Annotated in this window: 11 protein-coding genes, 1 tRNA gene and 1 rRNA gene; 4 read left to right on the forward strand and 9 right to left on the reverse strand. The window is 59.2% G+C overall.

Annotated elements, in window-relative coordinates; genetic code table 11:
- Nucleotides 1–164: 164 nt before the first annotated feature.
- From PMX70_RS09240 to PMX70_RS09255, 4 genes are all read left to right on the forward strand, one after another.
- Nucleotides 165–2,615, forward strand: a complete 2,451-nt coding sequence (locus tag PMX70_RS09240) for a PTS transporter subunit EIIC (protein ID WP_271740418.1) — start codon at nucleotides 165–167, stop codon at nucleotides 2,613–2,615.
- A gap of 125 nt (nucleotides 2,616–2,740) precedes the next feature.
- A complete protein-coding gene (locus PMX70_RS09245) occupies nucleotides 2,741–3,754 on the forward strand; it encodes a polyprenyl synthetase family protein (RefSeq protein WP_260699342.1) in 1,014 nt (337 codons plus the stop codon).
- Nucleotides 3,755–3,892: 138 nt separating this feature from the next.
- The gene (locus tag PMX70_RS09250; RefSeq protein ID WP_022094145.1) at nucleotides 3,893–4,798 is read left to right on the forward strand and encodes a peptidoglycan-binding domain-containing protein; all 906 of its coding nucleotides are present in this window, start codon (nucleotides 3,893–3,895) and stop codon (nucleotides 4,796–4,798) included.
- Between the two features lie 38 nt (nucleotides 4,799–4,836).
- Nucleotides 4,837–4,911, forward strand: a tRNA-Gln gene (locus PMX70_RS09255).
- Nucleotides 4,912–5,787: 876 nt separating this feature from the next.
- Here the strand turns inward: PMX70_RS09255 and PMX70_RS09260 are convergent.
- From PMX70_RS09260 to rrf, 9 genes are all read right to left on the reverse strand, one after another.
- The gene (locus PMX70_RS09260) at nucleotides 5,788–7,980 is read right to left on the reverse strand and encodes a hypothetical protein (RefSeq protein ID WP_271743415.1); all 2,193 of its coding nucleotides are present in this window, start codon (nucleotides 7,978–7,980) and stop codon (nucleotides 5,788–5,790) included.
- Between the two features lie 183 nt (nucleotides 7,981–8,163).
- Nucleotides 8,164–10,053, reverse strand: coding sequence for a carbon starvation CstA family protein (locus PMX70_RS09265; RefSeq protein WP_117817704.1), 1,890 nt, complete (start codon nucleotides 10,051–10,053; stop codon nucleotides 8,164–8,166).
- Between the two features lie 678 nt (nucleotides 10,054–10,731).
- Entirely contained in the window at nucleotides 10,732–13,116 is a 2,385-nt protein-coding gene (tsaD, locus tag PMX70_RS09270) for a tRNA (adenosine(37)-N6)-threonylcarbamoyltransferase complex transferase subunit TsaD (protein ID WP_117648325.1), read from the reverse strand.
- A complete protein-coding gene (gene tsaE, locus PMX70_RS09275; protein ID WP_089573670.1) occupies nucleotides 13,103–13,609 on the reverse strand; it encodes a tRNA (adenosine(37)-N6)-threonylcarbamoyltransferase complex ATPase subunit type 1 TsaE in 507 nt (168 codons plus the stop codon). The genes tsaD and tsaE overlap by 14 nt, the downstream gene beginning before the upstream one ends.
- Before the next feature lie 12 nt (nucleotides 13,610–13,621).
- Nucleotides 13,622–14,242, reverse strand: a complete 621-nt coding sequence (locus PMX70_RS09280; RefSeq protein ID WP_117565042.1) for a uracil-DNA glycosylase — start codon at nucleotides 14,240–14,242, stop codon at nucleotides 13,622–13,624.
- An 8-nt stretch (nucleotides 14,243–14,250) separates the two neighbouring features.
- Nucleotides 14,251–15,396: an alanine racemase gene (gene alr, locus PMX70_RS09285; RefSeq protein ID WP_117565043.1), complete on the reverse strand. Its 1,146-nt coding sequence runs from the start codon at nucleotides 15,394–15,396 to the stop codon at nucleotides 14,251–14,253.
- A 2-nt stretch (nucleotides 15,397–15,398) separates the two neighbouring features.
- The gene (locus PMX70_RS09290; protein ID WP_271743416.1) at nucleotides 15,399–17,015 is read right to left on the reverse strand and encodes an NAD(P)H-hydrate dehydratase; all 1,617 of its coding nucleotides are present in this window, start codon (nucleotides 17,013–17,015) and stop codon (nucleotides 15,399–15,401) included.
- Entirely contained in the window at nucleotides 17,016–17,555 is a 540-nt protein-coding gene (gene acpS / locus PMX70_RS09295) for a holo-ACP synthase (RefSeq protein ID WP_117565045.1), read from the reverse strand. It abuts the gene before it with no gap.
- Between the two features lie 176 nt (nucleotides 17,556–17,731).
- Nucleotides 17,732–17,840: ribosomal RNA gene (rrf, locus tag PMX70_RS09300) — 5S ribosomal RNA — on the reverse strand; the annotation flags it as partial.

The following is a 17,840-nucleotide window of genomic DNA, read 5'->3' on the forward strand; positions in this document are numbered from 1 at the left end:
GAATATCGGTAAAGCGACAGGATTTAACCGTTGACGGTTTTTGTCATGCCCAAATCGGTTTCGCTCAAAACTGCCGGTACGACAATCGTCTGGTCCTCTACAATGAATCCATTGTTTAAACGTTTCCCCACGCGCAACGCGCCTCGATATTCGGAAGGCAGAACATGCTGCAAAAAATCCAACGCTTTGGCGGGGCAATGTTCGCGCCCGCCATGCTGTTTTCTATATCAGGCCTCATGGTCGGCGTCTCCGCTCTCGCAACGACTGCGGACATCGTCGGCGATCTCGCCGTATACGGAACCCCTTGGTACGTTTTCTGGGCTATCATCCAGCGCGGCTCGTGGACGGTCTTTAAACGCCTCCCGCTCCTTTTTGCCGTAGCGCTGCCCATCGGTCTTGCCCAAAAACAACCGGCTCGTTGCTGCCTCGAGGCTCTCGTCGCCTATTTTGCCTACTGCTTCTTTTTGAGCGAGATCATTAAGCTGAGCGGAGACAACCTTGGACTTGAGTACCCGTCATCTTTGACCTCCGCCAGCGGTATCACCGTCATCGACGGCATCAAGACGCTCGACACCGGCATTATCGGCCCGCTGGCGGTATCGGCAACCGTCGTTGCCATCCATGACCGCTTCTACGATGCCAAGGTTCCCGATTGGCTCGGCACCTTCTCGGGTTCCTCGCTGGTCTACCTCATCAGCTTTTTTGCCGTGTTTGCCCTTGCTGCTATCTCGGCCGCCATCGTGCCCTACGTATACGATGTAACCGATACGCTGCGTCACGCGCTTGCAGGCGTCGGTCCCTTTGGCGTGGGCATCTTTGTCTTTTTAGAACGAGCACTCGAGCCCTTTGGCCTGCACCACCTGCTCTACATGCCGATCTACTACGACAACCTGGTCATTAACGACGGCATCTACGCCACGTGGAGCAGTTTGCTCCCCATCCTCTCCCATAGCACGCGCCCCCTTAATGAGCTTGCGCCGTGGGCCGGTTTTACCGCCACCGGCTGGGTCAAGCTCTTTGGCCTTCCTGCCATCGCAGCTGCGTTCTACTCCACCGCAAAACCCGAGCGCCGCGCCGGCCTCAGGGTCATCCTTGTTCCCACCATCATCGCCTCGGTGGTTTGCGGCGTTACCGAGCCACTCGAGTTTCTCTTTATGTTCACCCACCCCGGGCTCTTTTTGCTCTACGCCGTCTTATCGTCTTGCCTTGCCACAACCATGAATCTCTTTGGCATCGTCGGCATCTTCTCGGGCGGCCTGATGGAGATGGCAGCCTTCAACTTTATTCCGCTCATGCGCACGCATGCCGGTGCCTATCTTTTGGCGCTCGGTATCGGCCTTGCCTTTAGCCTCATCTTTTTTGTTAGTTTTCGAGCACTCATCTTGGTCTATGACCTTAAGACACCGGGCCGCGAGGATCATGTTGCCAATCGCGCGGCAATCGATTGTTTAACGGGAAGCGACTTTGCCAAAGAGCAATCCCCCAATGACGAGGTCGATAGTCGATCCGATCAAGATCACGTCCTCGCTGAGCGGGTAATTCAGCTTTTAGGTGGCGTTGGCAATATCGTGGGCGCAACCAACTGCGCCACGCGCCTGCGCGTCGAGGTCGCAGACCCTTCCATCGTTGCAGATAACGCGTCGTTTGTCGCGGTGGGCGCCAAGGGCCTCATCATTACGGGCAAGACCGCCCAGGTGGTCATCGGCATCTCCGTTCCCCGCGTTAAAGAGCATTTTGACCAGATCATGGGCCTCGAGCCGGAATTTGTGCCCACCACCTCGGCCTCCCCTGCCGCCAGCGCAGCCCATAAGCGCGGCGCTATTTGCTTCTTCGATATCGACGGAACGCTCGCCTGGCAAGACCCCAGGCTCGCCCAAGACCTTCCCGAAGACGAGCGGGACCTCTCCCCCTATCCCAACGAGGCGGTTTCGCAGGCAATCCGCGAGTTTGTCGCCAACGGCAACATGGCCTTTATCTGCACGGGACGCACCCTGAGCTGCATCCACCCCAAACTTCTTGAGCTGCCTTGGACCGGCATCGTCTGTCTTGCGGGCGGTTACGCCGAGATCAACGGACACGCAATTCGCGATCTGTCGATGACGCCCAGTATGCTGCAGCGTCTTGCCCCCTACCTTGAGCAATCGGGCGAGGTCATCCGCTTTGAGGGCCTCAACGGCGTCGTGCGCATGAGTGCCGATGCGCCCGATGCTCCCGGATACGCGCGCACCCTGGGCGACGCAGTCACGCAGCTGCAACATTACAGTGTCTACAAGATCTTGATGTCTACATCGCTCGCCAACCACATCGCTCAAGATAAGGCACTTGAGCCGCTGCTGTGCTTTAATGAGCTCGAACTCGAGGTAACCGAAATCTCGCCCCGCGAATGCACGAAGCGCGGGGGCATCCAGTCTGTACTCGACGCCCTCGACCCCCACCACGGAACCGTATACGGCATTGGCGACGCCAGCAATGACGTCTCACTGATGAACGCCGTCGATGTCGGCATTGCGATGGGCAACGCACCGGACTATCTCAAGGATAAGGCCGATTACGTGACCGACACCGTCGATCATGACGGTGTCGTTGCGGCGCTCGAGCATTTTAGGCTGATTTAGGCGCGCTCCATCAAACGCACGCCTGTTGTCCTAAATCGCCAAAACTGCCGCGCCAAACGCCCTGATGTGGCAATATGTTGTCTGCATATTGCACCAATGCAACCTCAGAAAGAATGCGAGAACCCGTGTCCAGTCCGTTTACCAGCTTTTTAGCCCAGCACTTTGACCAGATTAACGACTATCTGGCCACGTTCTTTGACGGACAGGCGACCTCTGCCGATATCGAGCGCTACCTGTACGCGCCGCTCTCGGCTTTTACGGCCAACGCCGGCAAGCGCCACCGCCCGCTTATCTGCATGCTCGCCGCAACCGCAGTGGGCGGTAGCTTTGAGAGCGCCCGCAGCGCCGCGGCAGCTATCGAGCATTTCCAGTCGGGCGCGCTGATCCACGACGACATCGCCGACAACGGACAGCTTCGTCGAGGCAAACCCTGCATGCACCTTACCGAGGGCACGGGCCTTGCCATCAATTGTGGCGACCTGGCGCTCACCATGGTCACCAAGACGGTTCTCGACGACCCCACGCTGGAGTCCGACGTGAAGCTGCGTGTGCTCCACGAGCTTACCGAGATGATCGTCCGCACCATCGAGGGTCAAGCGCTCGACCTGGGTTGGGTCCGTGACGGGCGCTTTGATATCTCGGTTGATGACTACCTGGACATGGCGACGCACAAGACCGCGTTTTACAGCGGAGCCACGCCGCTTGCCGCCGGAGCCATTATCGGCGGCGGCAGCGATGAGCAAATCGAAGCGCTGCGCGCCTTTGGCCTGCACACGGGCCTTGCCTTTCAGATTCAGGACGACCTGCTCAACCTTGTCGGCACTAAGGAAGCCGCCAACAAGGACTTCCGCACCGACATCACCGAGGGCAAGCGCACGCTTGTCGCCGTACACGCCCTCTCTGATGAGCGCCACCACGACGAGGTCGAGGCGATTCTTTCCTCGGGCACCGATGATCCCGCGCAGCTCGCACGCGCCGTGGAGATCTTCCAGGAGACCGGCTCCATCGATTACGCCCACACTTACGCGCTCGACCTGACCGCTAAGGCCAAAGCGGCCATCGAGAACGTTGAGCTTGATCCGCACGCACGCGAGCTGTTCCTCTCCATGGCAGATTTCTTTGTGGAGCGCCTTAACTAACGGGGGTTATAAAACCTGTCAGCAGCGTATTTAGGCACAACTTGCTACACTGTTAAGTGAATGTTTATGCATCCCTTTGCGTTGTCTATCCGACAGACGCTCAAATAGTACGAATGGTACGCCGAAAGGGGTTCGTTCATGGAACCTATTACAACGGGCATGCAAGGAGCAGCCGTCGAAGACGTGCAGTCTCGTCTCCTGCAGCTCGGCTACACGATTGATGCCGCCGAAGTCACCGACAAGTACTTTGGAGCCACCACTGAGCAGGCCGTCAGCACCTTCAGGCTCGACAGCGGCCTTGCTGCCGGTCATGCCGTCGATATCCCCTGCTGGAGCGCCCTTGTAGACGCTTCGTATAAGCTGGGCGACCGCACTCTCTATCTGCGCATGCCCAATTTCCATGGCGCCGATGTGCAGGCCCTGCAGCGCGCTCTCAACGTTTTGGGCTTTGCCTGTGGCGAAGACGACGGCTACTTTGGTCCGCATACCGAGGCCGCCCTGCAGCAGTTCCAGGAAAATGTCGGCCTGTTTGCCGACGGCATGGCCTTCCAGGACACCTACGCCTACATCAACCGCCTGCACCATGTGTGGGAGGGCAAGCCCTCGGTCACCGAAGCCGAGTCCCGTATCGGTTTTGCTCGCGCCGCCAACGTGCTCGAGCGCTTCCAGATTGCCGTTATCGGCGAGGACCCCATCGCACGCAGCGTTGCGTCGCGCATGTGGAATATCGCCACGGCAACGACCGACAACAGCGGCATGATGCTCTGCGACTCCGAGGTCCCAACCGACGTTGACCTGGTGCTCGAGATCGCAAGCGATGAGCTGCCCGCAGATGCAGCGCCGCGCGCCACGATCGCCCTCGCCGAGTGCCACAACCTGGCCCAGCGCATCCGCACTGCCAATGTCGCCGCGCAGCAGAAGCCGGCTCGCATTCGCATTGAGCTCACGGGCATGACGCGCTACAACGGCACCTTCACGGCCAGCGACGCGCAGACACTCGCCGTACGCCTGCTCGATGGCGTTTGCGATGCCCTCGCAGATTAGGTAAACTAAACGAGTTGCTTTTGGGCAACACCACACATTGGGACGTAGTTCAACGGTAGAACTCCGGTTTTTGGTGCCGGCTGTTGGGGGTTCGAATCCCTCCGTCCCAGCCATTAAAACTGAGCGCCCTAAGCCCATAACGGCCCAGGGCGCTTTCTTGTGGGCAAGCGGAGGAATTCGAACCCACAAGGGTGCGGAGCTGAGGAAACGCGAAGCGTTTTCCAGCGCAGCACGCAAGGAGCGAAGCGACGCAGCGGGGCGCGGCCGCCGACCAGGCGGACGCGGAATCCCTCCGTCCCACACCAGCCAAGAGCCCCTCACGTCAAGCAAATCGAGCCAACGCCGCCAAGCGGAGGAATCCGAACCCGCAAGGATGCGGAGCGACGCAGCGGGGCGCGGCCGCCGCAGGCAGACGCGGTGCCGGCACTTGGGGACGCTCCTAAGTGCCGGCATTATAGGAACGTCCCCAAGTGCCGGCTCGGGACTATTTTCGAGGACCCTCCGAAGGACTGTGGCCAAAAAACGGCAAATATGAGTACTGTTACCGTTGTAGCTACATTATTTTCGTTAATAAAAGAAGATCTTAATGAGATTTATTCGCATCAAGGTCTTCCTTTAATGAACACTTGAGGAGATACGGCAGCTTATCTGCTCGATCGACACGTCAAATCACCTTAAATGTGGTCAAAATTACTGCTACTAAAAGAGTATCAGTACTCATATTTGATGTTTTTTGGCCACGGCTCTTTATAGACACCCTGCACAGCGACGGTGGTAGATTTCGGAACGTGTCCGTCAGCCCCGTTCCGAAAAGCGAGCCGCATGCAACGGCCAAGCCACGACAGGCCCCGGGAGAGCGGGGACACCGGCTTAGGTTTATCGCGAGTTCCGCACGAACAGGAGGCCACTTAATGTGGCCTCCGTCGTGAGCAGGACTGTAGAGCAGGAAACCTAAGCCGGTGTCCCCGCTCTCCCGGGGCCGGCGGAATTTAGTTGTTAAGCATGCGGTCGAAGCTTCCCGAGTCGCCATCCCGATAGTCGGCGGTCATCAGAATCTCCTGCGGAATGCGCCCGCCCTCGCGCAGCACATTGCGGAACTGCACGCGCGTGACCATGGGCAGATCCTTGATCGTCGCCGCCAAGTTCTGCGGCACGCCCTGGTTGGCAGCCGCGGGCTCGCACTCGCCGCCGGCCTTCACGCGACGCTTATGCTCGGCGAGCATGGCGCGGTACATGCCGGCATGCAGGCGAATCTCAACCACATTGGCATTGCGAGCCTGCTCGACGATGCGCGCGCCCTCGCGGTCGATATCGCCCACGTAGTAGACGTAGTTAAAGCGATAGCCGATCTCAGCCAGATAATCGTCCAGGGCATGCGAGACGCTCGCCTTGCATCCGCCGCCAAAAATCACGCCGCCCACCTTGATGCCAAAGAGCTTGGCGTGCTTGCGGCCACGCAGCAGCCTGACGATCTCGTCGTAGGTGTCCAGGTTCTCGACCATAATGAACGGCTTATCGGCGCCCAGCGTAAAGAAACCCGTAAAGTGCACGGGGCGGTTGGGGGCGACCTTGATCGCCTGCATGCTGATGCCCTTTTCGGTCATGCGCCTTATCAGGCGCTCACCGTGCTTGCCGTCAAAAGCCTTCTCGTCGTTAAAAATCTGGTAGGCACGCTGGCGGCGCGAGGCAACCGGCGTATCGGCACCTCGGTTTTGCTCGATCCAAGCCTGGATGATTGCGATTTCCTCGGCAATCTTGCGGTTGGACATCTCGTTGTGCTGAGTGCGCTGCGGCGCCTTTTTGCCGTCCTTGCCCTCGGCCTTAACAATTTGAGTCTGCTGCTCCTTGATCTTAGAGAGCGCCGTAGGCGTAGGGACAACTTTGAGCAGCTGCCTGCCCAAAACGCGGGCAAGGGCAAACGCCGATACCTCGCCGTGGACGGCCGACTCGGGCTGCTGGGTAGCACTATCAGCCGCGGCAGGCTCAGCCTGTGCATGAGGCTTACGCTTGGAATCTGCCCGGGTATTACATTTCTGCTTGGGCGCAGACGAGCGCTTTTGCGGACGATCGGACTTGGCCTCCTTCGCCGGCTGGCGCTTGACCTGATCCACCGGAGTCTCGGCCTTCTCATCTCCGTTTTGTGTCGCTGCCTTCTCGGCCGCGGCCTCGGCATTTGAGCCACGACCGCCGCGGTGACGACGACGACGGGGCTTGCCTGAGGTGCTCTCCCCCGCCTGCTTATCAGCGGTCTGTTGAGCTTTGACCTCAGCGTCAGCCGCAGGCTGCGACTCGGAAGGTTGCTGCTCGCGAGTCGCCGGCTCAACGGTTTTCTCGGTTTGTTCGGCCTTCTCGGCCTGAGCGGTCGAAGCCGGCTCGCCCTTCTCCTGACGCCTTACGGGATACGCGCGCCTCGCAAAACCACGCCCGGGACGGCATGAACCCGGAGCCTTCTTGGCAGACTCCTCAACATCGTCTGCAGCCTCGGAAGGCTCTTCAACCTCATGCGCGACATCCTGCTGCGCAGCCTTAAAGTGGGCACCACGGCGACGCTGGGGCTCCTGGGCCTCCACGGGCTTTTGCTCCTTCGCGGGCCTCTGCGACTCGGCAGCAACCTCGTTCTCAACAGCCTCGGCATCCGTCTCACCCTTTTGAGCAACGGCACGACGGAAGCGCTCCTGCTGGGCGCGGCGCTGCGCATCGCGCTTGCCACCCCCGCCAAAACCGCCGCGTCCCGCCTTGGCCGTAAAGGCACGCACGACGTTCTCATCGAGCAACTCATCGGTATCGACATGCTCACGCGGAGCAGCTTCTTCCACAGCAGGCACGTCAGCGGAATCCTCGACGACAAAATCTTCGACGGACTCGGCAGGCTGCTCCTGGGCATCGCGGATCTCGACATTGATGGTATAGAACGCCGGGCGCCCGTTAATGCCGCTGCCCTCGATCTTGGTCACGATATTTGCCGCGATAAGCTCATCGCGCATCGCCTTGGTGTCGCATTCCTTATCGACGGAGCGGAAAATCTGCGCCAGCGCGCTCGACTTAATCTTGAGCGCCTTGCGGCAGAGCAGGTCGTAGGCAACCAGCTTGGCGCGCTCGGCAGAAAGCGATGTCTGGCTGCTCAGACGCTCAGCCAGAGCATCGACATTGTTTTGATTATCGGAATATACCGTCTTGGCCACGGGGCCCCTTTCATATGCACACATATACGTCCATATGGTACAACGCACGAGCCTATCCACGCAAAACATCTGCGAGAACGCCCTTGCACCACCTGTTCTCACAAGAAAAAAGACCGGGTCCGCTTGATTGCGGACCCAGTCTTTCCGAGTCAAATAGATGGGAGATTCAACCCGTCCGACCGACTAGGCCTTGGCGGCCTCGGCGTCGGCAGGAGCTTCAGCGGCAGCGGCGCGACCGTACTCGGCCTTGCCCATCTCGGACCACTCGGGCTCCTCGTCGGGCATGGAGCCGGCCTCCTTGCCGAAGAACTCCTTGAGACAGTTGACGGCAACGATGAGGCCCAGGACCATCAGCAGGACGGCGAAAACGAGCTGCAGGCCCTTGGTGGCGGCGACGGAGACGGCGGCCGTGGTGGCGGTAGCCGGGATGGTGCCGAAGAAGCCGTAAGCCTGGACAGCGGTCATGCAGCCCATGGCGCTCTGGACCAGCGAGGTGAAGGTGCAGCAGAGCAGGAAGGCGACGGGCACGTAGAGCATCCAGCCCTTGCGGCCGGTGCACTTGCAGAACACGGCGAGGGTAATCATGGTCATACCGCCGAGCAGCTGGTTGGAAGCACCAAAGAGCGGCCAGATGTTGGCATAGCCGCCAAAGGCGAGGGCGAGACCGGGAAGCAGGGTGACGACCGTAGCGAACCAGGGGTTGCCGAGAACCTTCATGTAGCCGGCCTTGGACTCGATGGCCAGGGCGTCGTTGGTCTGGGCAAAGAACTCGGAGAACGAGGTGCGGGCGATGCGGGCGACGGCGTCGAGCGAGGTCAGGGCCAGAGCGGAAACGTTCATGGTCATGAAGACGGTAGCGAACGTACCGTCAACACCGAAGGCCTGCATACCGCGGGAGATACCAGCGGCGAAGATCTGGAACGGGGTGGAAGCGACGCCGGCGTTGAGGGCGCCGGTACCGGCGGTGTTCATGTCGGAGAACATGATGCCGGCGACGATGATGGCAAGGATGCCGACGAAGGACTCGACGATCATGGCGCCATAACCGACCTTGACGGCGTCCTGCTCCTTCTCGACCTGCTTGGAGGAGGTACCAGAAGAAACGAGGCTGTGGAAGCCGGAGAGGGCACCGCAGGCAACGGAAACAAACAGGACCGGGAACATCATGCCAGAAGCGCTGGAGAAGCCGGTAAAGGCCGGAGCGGTGATGGTGGCCTGGCCGTTAACACCCAGGACGACGATACCGAGGACAGCGCAAACGATCATGACGATCATCATGATGGAAGTGAGGTAGTCACGCGGGGTCTTGAGCATCTGGATGGGCATAGCGCCAGCGAAGACCAGGTAGACCATGACGACGGCGAACCACTGGAACTTATCCAGGTAGACCGGGAACTGCATACCGACGGCAAACATGAGAACCATGAGGACCACGCCGGTGACGAACTCGGTAGCACCGGTGAGGTTGAACTTCTTCTGGGCCCAACCAAAGGCGATAGCGACGAAGGTGAACAGGATGGAGATGGTACCAGCGCAGCCGGCGGCATAGGACTTGGTGAAGTCGATGGCACCGGTAGCAGCACCAGAAGCGTCAACGGCCGGGGTGAACATGAACGTCTTGCAGACCATGTCGGTGAAGGCGGCGATGACGATGATGCAGAACAGCCAGCAGAACAGCAGGAACAGGCGACGGCCGGTCTTGCCGATGTACTTCTCGATGAGCTGAGCCAGGGACTTGCCGTTGTTCTTCATCGAAGCATACAGAGCACCAAAGTCGTGGACGGCGCCAAAGAAGATGCCGCCGACGAGGACCCAGAGCACGACGGGCAGCCAGCCAAAGGCCATGGCGACGATCGTACCCGTGACAGGGCCAGCACCGCAGATCGAGCTGAACTGGTGCGAGAACGCGGTAAAGGCGGAGACGGGTGAGAAGCTCTTGCCGTCCTTCATGCGCTTGGCCGGCGTGAGGGCCTCTTTGTCAACGCCCCACTTGTTGGCCAGCCAGCGGCCGTAGCCCAGATAGCCGCAGGCGAGCACCGCCGCGGCCACAACCATGAGCAAAACTCCGTTCATTACATTTCCTCCTCTAAAAAGAACTTCCTAGACATAAAAAATGAGGGCCGTCGGTTGCGCTCGACGGCCCTCATCTTCATCAGCCGCCCGTTATCGTACGGGCTAGCTGTATGTGCTAACCCGCATCAGATAATTACTACGCTGATAATGTTTAGCTGATGCGTGAACATGTCTAAGAAATCCTCTTCAATCATGATGCGAACGATCCGTGCGTGTTCACATCCCCCAGTGGATGAAAAGCAGTATGAAACTTTAGTTACCTAAAGTCAACGCAAATTTGTAATGAATTTTCAACTTTTTTTGAAATTCTCGGTATAAAACGCCACTGACCTCGGACTTTACCCAACAAAAGTTTTTGCATGAGAGATGCCCCTCGGGAGCCGCGGGAGCTCCCATCCCAAATGCGGAGCAAAGCTCCGCACACCATCTTTTTCTTTCAGCTAAAGAACGCCGGAAATTCGACGCTGGCTTGTTAACCTTGCTGGACGTTGTCGACGCCAAACCAGCCCAGAAGCTATATCGATACAGAAAGGTCCCCGGACGGAGGGGCCGGATATAAGGTTTATCGCGAGTTCCGCACGCAAAGAAGGCCACTTAATGTGGCCTTCTTCTTGCGCAGGACTGTAGAGCAGGAAACCTTATATCCGGCCCCTCCGGTCGGGGACCGCACCCATACGACTACAGCGTCATGTTTGGATCGGCGTCGACGTCGAACGGCGAGATTTCACCTCGGTCGAATTTACGGCGGGCGACCTCCGCGATCATGGCAGCGTTATCGGTGCACGCCGAAAGCGGCGGTACCGTCACGCGGATCCCCTGACGCCCAAGCTTCTTGATCATCATCTCGCGCAGATGCGGATTAGCCGAGACGCCGCCGCCGATGCAGTATTCCTTGCATCCGGTGGCATGCAGGGCGTTTTTGGCCTTCTTGTACTGAACGTCAAAGACGGCTGCCTCAAACGAAGCCGCCAGATCGGGCAGGTGAATCGTGCGCCCGGCCTTGGTCTCCTGCTCGATGTAGAGCGTCACGGCCGTTTTAAGACCCGAAAGCGAGAAACGATAGTCTCCCCTGCTGTTAAGCGCGCGAGGAAAATCGATCGCCTTGGGGTTGCCCGTCTCGGCCAGCTTGGAGATGATGGGGCCACCGGGATAGCCCAGACCCAACGCCTTGGCTACCTTGTCGAAGGCCTCGCCCACAGCATCGTCGAGTGTCTCACCAAGTACCTCGTAGTCGCCCCATGCCTTCACGTGCACGAGCATGGTATGACCGCCCGAGACGAGCGTGAAGATAAACGGCGGCCTGAGATCGGGCTGCGCCAGCAGATTGGCGAACAGATGGCCCTCCAGATGGTTGACGCACACGAGCGGTTTACCGGCGGCATAGGCAAAGCCCTTGGCGAAGGCGACGCCCACTACCAGAGCACCCACCAGGCCCGGACCCTGTGTCACGCCAACAGCGGCGAGTTCGCTCGGCGCGATGGCTCCACCCTCAAGACCAAGCGATGCTGCGGCATCCTCGAGCGCCGCATCCACGACACTCACAATCACCTCAACGTGTTTGCGCGAGGCGATCTCGGGCACCACGCCGCCAAAGCGGGCATGAAAATCAATCTGTGTCGACACCTGGTTGGCCAGCATATTGCCATCCGCATCGATAATCGCCACGGCCGTCTCGTCGCAGGAACTCTCGATAGCGAGCACTAGGCGGCGGCGCTCAATTTCGGCACGCTCCCCCTCGGAGCGCCCAGGCGCAGGCAGCGGCCATACGCGCTGCTCTGCCGCCGTCGGCTCGGGCGAAGCATTGTCGACCGGAAGCACCAGGGGCAGCGGAGCCGTCATGACGATGGCGTCCTTGCCGGCACCATAGTAGCCGCGGCGACGGCCAGCCTCGGTAAAGCCCAGAGCGTTATAAAGCGCGATCGCTCCCTCGTTACCGTCCTCGACCTCGAGCGAAGCCGTGGTGCAGCCGAGCATCTGGGCATCATAGCTCACGTGCGACAGCAGCTTGCGGGCAATGCCCTCACGGCGATGTGCCGGGTCGACGGCGACATCCAGAATCTGCACATCACCGTCCACGACCATACCGCCGGCAAGGCCCAGCAGCTTGCCGTCGTCGTGTGCCACCCACCAACTACGCGGCGCAGCGACGTCCTCGCCCAGTTCGGACAGGAACATGCCCGGCGTCCATGTCTCGTGTCCGGCACCTTCAAAGCAGGCAGCCTCCAGCGCGCTCGCGCCCTCGGCATCCGCCGCGCCCATGGGACGGAACTGCAGATGACGACCGGCGAGCTCATCGGCAACACCCGTAATTTCGCTCTGCGCACTCTCGGCAAGACCAAGACGCTTGCGCTCGTTTTCCTCGGCATCCGAAAGGCGCGTGTAAATCGGCAGGACGCGGGCCGGATCGCCGTCACCCGCAGCGTGCGCGAGCAGCAAGCCCTCGCCCGAAGGCCACCACAGGTCGCGCTCCACGCAGCGGGCGGCCTCGTCCTCACCCAGCAGCTTGCCATAGCGCACGAGACCGTCACCGGTCAGCTGAACCTGGCCCCAGTCCGCTGCTTGGCGCCACTCATCAAGCGCCACGGCGGCCTTGACCACGTGTTCGCGCTCAAATTGACGCTCGGGACCCTCATCGACCAGCATATACAGCGCCGGATATACCTCACCGCGCATAGCATCGGCCAAGATACCAAGCTTGCCGCGCACGCCAGCCTTCCACGCCGTCCAAGCGCAAGCGTCGAGCGTCGACACGCCCAGCAGCGGAACATTGGCACCACGCGCGAGGCCCTTGGCAGTGGAGATGCCGATGCGCACACCCGTAAAGGACCCCGGGCCGCGGCCGACCACATAGCAACCAACATCGCTGCGATCCAGACCGGCTTGAGCCAGCACGCCATCAACGGTATTCACGAGCTCAACGTTGGCGTGACGGCGACACATGTGGTCGCCACTCACGAGCTTCGTCTCACCCGTCTGCCCATCAATCCAGCTTGCCGCGCAGGCAAGCATGTCGGTCGAGGTATCGAGCGCCACCACCAGCGCGTTGTCGTTATGCAAGCTCATCTTGTACAGCCTTATCAATCAAATGGGAAAGCTCCATTGCGCGGTCACCGTGCGCCTCAAGCGTTATCGTTCGCACATCGCTGTCGCCCTCATCACGCCTGAGCGTCACCGAAAGATACTCATCCGTCAGCTCGTCCTGGAATTGTTCGCCCCATTCCAGCAGGCAAGCACCCTCATAGCCCAGCACATCGAAAATGCCCGTATCCTCGAGCTCGTAGGCATGCTCCAGGCGGTATAGATCAAAGTGAAACAGCGGAATACGACCTTGATCGTGAACGGCCATGAGCGCAAACGTAGGACTCGTAACCATATGCCCATCGCCCAGCCCGCGCGAGACGCCCTTGGTAAAGTGAGTTTTGCCCACTCCCAGGCCACCGGTCAGGATGAGCACATCTCCGTCCTCAAGGCACGGTGCAATTAGCTCGCCAAAGTACTCCGTATCGGCAGCGCAAGTCGTTTTGTAAGTACCTACCCCCAGGCGCTCCAGGGACATATATGCTCCTTATTATTCCGAGGCGTCCTCTGGTGCGGGATGTCGCCCCAGATAGTCGCCCAGCATCTTAAAGTCTTCCTCCAGCAGCTCCTGCCACGCTGGATTGCGTAGCGCTGCTGCCGGATGGAAAGTGGGCATCACCACAAAGTGCCCCATCTGATGGAACCTGCCGCGCAGCTTGGTAATGCCGATCTCGGTCTTGAGCACAAAGTGCGTTGCGGGGTTGCCGAGCGTCACGATGATATCGGGCCAGATGCTTCGAATCTGCTCGCGCAAAAACGGTGAGCAAGCCAGCACTTCCTCGGGGCGCGGATTGCGGTTTCCCGGCGGGCGGCACTTAAGCACGTTGGCAATGTAGACGTCTTCGCGTTTGAGCCCCGCCAGCGACAAAATGCCGTTGAGGTCCTCGCCTGCCGCCCCCACAAAGGGCTCGCCCTGCAAATCCTCATTACGGCCCGGCGCCTCGCCAATAAACATCACGCGAGCGCGGGGGTTTCCCACGCCAAACACGATGTTGTGGCGCGACTGGTAAAGCTGGCAAAGGTGACAATCGCCCAGAACGGCCTCGATCTCCTCGAGTGCGACCTCACGCGGCGCCTGATGGCTATGGCCGGGAATGTGCATGACGCCCATAGCGACTCCTACACGTAGACCTTGTCGAGACGCATACCAAAGCCGCAAGCGACCTCGTAGTTAATCGTGCCGCGTAGGCGCGCCATCTCGTCCATGGTAATCTCGGCATCTCCATCGCAGCCGACAATGATCATCTCGTCACCATACTCGGCCTCGGGAATCTCATGCGCCGGGTTGGACTGAATGGCGACCATAAACTGATCCATGCAGATATTGCCAACCTGATGCACGCGCTCGCCGCGATACAGCACATCCATACGATTGGAAAGCGTACGCGAAAGGCCATCGGCATAACCGATCGGAAGGGTGCAGATCTGAACGCGCGTGCGCGGTACGCGGTAGGTAAAGCCGTAGCCCACGCCCTCGCCCATCGCAGGATGCGCCACGCGCGTCACACGCGCGTGGACGCTCATGACGGGATCAAGCTGCATCACACGACCACTCAGCTCACATGGCTGCAGACCATACAAACCGATGCCGGCACGAATCATGTCAAAGTGCATTGAAGAATCGAGCATCGAGGACGGCGTATTGGCACAATGCACGATACCGCATTCAAAACCTGCGTCCTTAATGGCCTGAACGGCCTCGGTAAAACGCTGGCACTGCAGCTTGTAGTCCCAACCCGAAGGTTCATCGGCCGTGGCAAAGTGCGTAAATACGCCGTCGCACTGAATACCGCGATGGAAGCTGATGCCGCGGACAAAGTCGAGCACCTGTGTGTAGTGAACGCCGATACGATTCATGCCCGTCTCGATGGCAAGATGGTACTTGCCCACCTTGCCCGCCGCGACGGCACATTCGCCATACGCAAGAGCAAAGTCAGACGTATAGACCGAGGGCATGATATCAAACTCGAGCAACGTCGGAATAGCCTCGATAGGCGGCTCGCTTAGGATGAGGACGGGTTTCGTAATCCCGCCCTGTCGGAGCTCAACGCCCTCGTTAACCGTCGCCACGGCAAACATGTCGGCACCGGCCGAATACATGATCTTGGCGCACTCAACAGCTCCATGACCATAAGCATCGGCCTTGACCACGCAGCACAGGCGCTGACGCGGATTCAGCAAGTTCTTATAGGCCCTCGTGTTGCGACGGAGCGCCCCGCGGTCGATCTCGACCCAGGACCAGCGCGTCAAATCGGCTTTATTCATGATTAGTCATCCGACCCTTCGTCCATGATTCCCAGATCTTCGAGCGCATCCTTTGCCGCCAGCTCCATGGCAGGACCGATCAAGTCGATAAGATCGGTCGCGATGACGCTCTTCTCACCATACTCCGTCGCCGCGGCAAAACCGGCGTAGCTGTGAAGTGCGACGGCGTACGAATACAGCAACTCCCAACGATCCATCTCGTCGCGCATGGTGGCAAGCGTGCCGGCCAAAATACCCGCGAGAACATCACCCGAACCGGCAGTTGCCAGAGAAGCCGGACCCGAGAGCGGCAGCAGCACACGCTCAACGCCACAGATAGCCGTCGTCGGCCCCTTGGCAATGACCACCAGATTGTCGGAGCCTGCAGCCCAGACAACCTTCTGCGCGGCCGCAATCGCGGTACCAAGGTCGTTCACCTCGTCACCGGCAACCAGACGCGAAAGCTCACGATAGTGCGGTGTCATAACCAACGGCTGCTCGCGACGATACATCTCGGGGTTACTATCAATACCGTCAATGGCAATCTTAGCAAGGCAGTTGAGTGCATCGGCGTCCAAAATTAGCGGTACATCAAGCTCGAGCAAGCCCGAAACCACCTGCATAGCGCCGGCAGACGTCATCATACCGGGACCGCACAGCACGCAGCTGTACTTCTTTGCGATCTCGCACACCGTCATGCGCGCAGCGGCGCCAAAGGAGCCGCGGGAATCAGACGGAATAGCAAAGACCGGAATCGAAGGAAGTGCCATGCGAATGAGATTGGCGCAGGCGTCAGGAGCCGCGACTGCCACGTAACCAGCACCCGCGCGAGCTGCAGACTTGGCCGCCATAATGGCAGCACCAGGATATTGCGCTGATCCGGCGACAATAAGCACGGAGCCACGGGAATACTTATCGATATTCGATGGTAGCGGAGCAAAGTAATCAACTAAGTCACCGGGCTCGACAATCTCGGCGGCGTGGTCGACATCATCGATGACCTCGTCAAGACGGTCGTAAAGATTGCCGCAGATCAAATCGCCGGCATACTCAGGACCATCAGCGCTATACAGACCAATCTTGGGCGCAATCATCGTCACCGTGCGCTCGGCACGAATGCAGTCGTCATCAACAACGCCCGTCTCGGCATTCAGGCCCGAGGGGACATCAATGGATACGACACAATCGGCGCATTCATTGACCGTAGGAATCCAAATGGAGAACGGCGCACGCAGATTCCCGTGGAAACCGGTACCAAAAATGGCATCGACAACAACATCGGCCTTATCGATCAAAACCTCGAGTTCATCACGCGAGGGGCCGACGCAAACGTGCACATCGCGGCCGGCAGTACGACGAGCAACGTGACGTGCCAGAGCAGCAGGAATCTCATCCGGTTCAACCGGAGAAACGATATCCACGTCCACACCCTTATGGCTCAGGATATCGGCGGCAACCCAACCGTCGCCGCCATTATTACCAAAACCGACCAAAACGAGAACCCGATCGGGATTGAGCTTCAAGACCTCGTTAGCGGCAAACTCACCCGCTAGCTCCATAAGCTCGGCCTTCGAAGTTCCTTCGCGTTCGATGATATCCTCGAGACGAACGACTTCTTCGGTACTCAAAACCGGTTTCATCTATGCTCCTAGCGTATCTTGCGAAGCATCGCCCAGGTGCTCCGTCAATGCTGAATTCTGCAGCTGCTCGAGCTCATCTAATACAGAGCGAGCCTCTTTAAATGTCTGCGCAACGCGTTTCTTGGTGCTCACCTTTTCATCTTTTGGCTTAGGCCGAGCATCTTCGGTAATCGCGATGGCATTCGCAACGGCCAAGTCTCCCGTAATCGTAATGGAAAGAGCGACCTCAACAACACCCAGTTCTTGAGCGATCTCGAGAGCACGGCCCGAAAGCAGCGCCCTCGGTTTGCCGAGTTTATCACGCGTCACCGAAACATCCTTGCGACCCACGCCTTGACTAAAACCCGTGCCGAGAGCTTTAAGCACCGCCTCGCGCGAAGCAAAGCGGCTCGCATAGTGAGCAGCGGGACGCGATGATGCATCGCAATACGCACGCTCTTCTTCGGTAAACACACGCCGAGCAAACGACGGCGTCTTTTCAAGAATTGATTTCATGCGGGAAATCTCGACGATATCAACGCCGATACCAGCTTCAGCCATGTTCACCTCCATATCGCACAGACTAAGTTATTGTAGCCCGTTCACAGAAGATGCGACAAACGAGGGTTATAAAACACAGCTACTATGTGAGACAAATTGCCCGTAAACGCAAGAAAGGGGGAGGCCGCGAGGCCTCCCCCTTCTCAGTTCAAGCGTACGGCTCGGTGCCGTCCACCGGTCAGCGGCGCCCTGGCCTCCCACGGGCTGGCCCCGCAGTACTCTCGGCGCGATGGGGCTTAGCTTCCGGGTTCGGAACGGGACCGGGCGTGCCCCCCATGCTCTGGC

Origin of the sequence: Collinsella aerofaciens (genome assembly GCF_028206795.1) — a bacterium.
Taxonomy (GTDB): domain Bacteria; phylum Actinomycetota; class Coriobacteriia; order Coriobacteriales; family Coriobacteriaceae; genus Collinsella; species Collinsella aerofaciens_AX.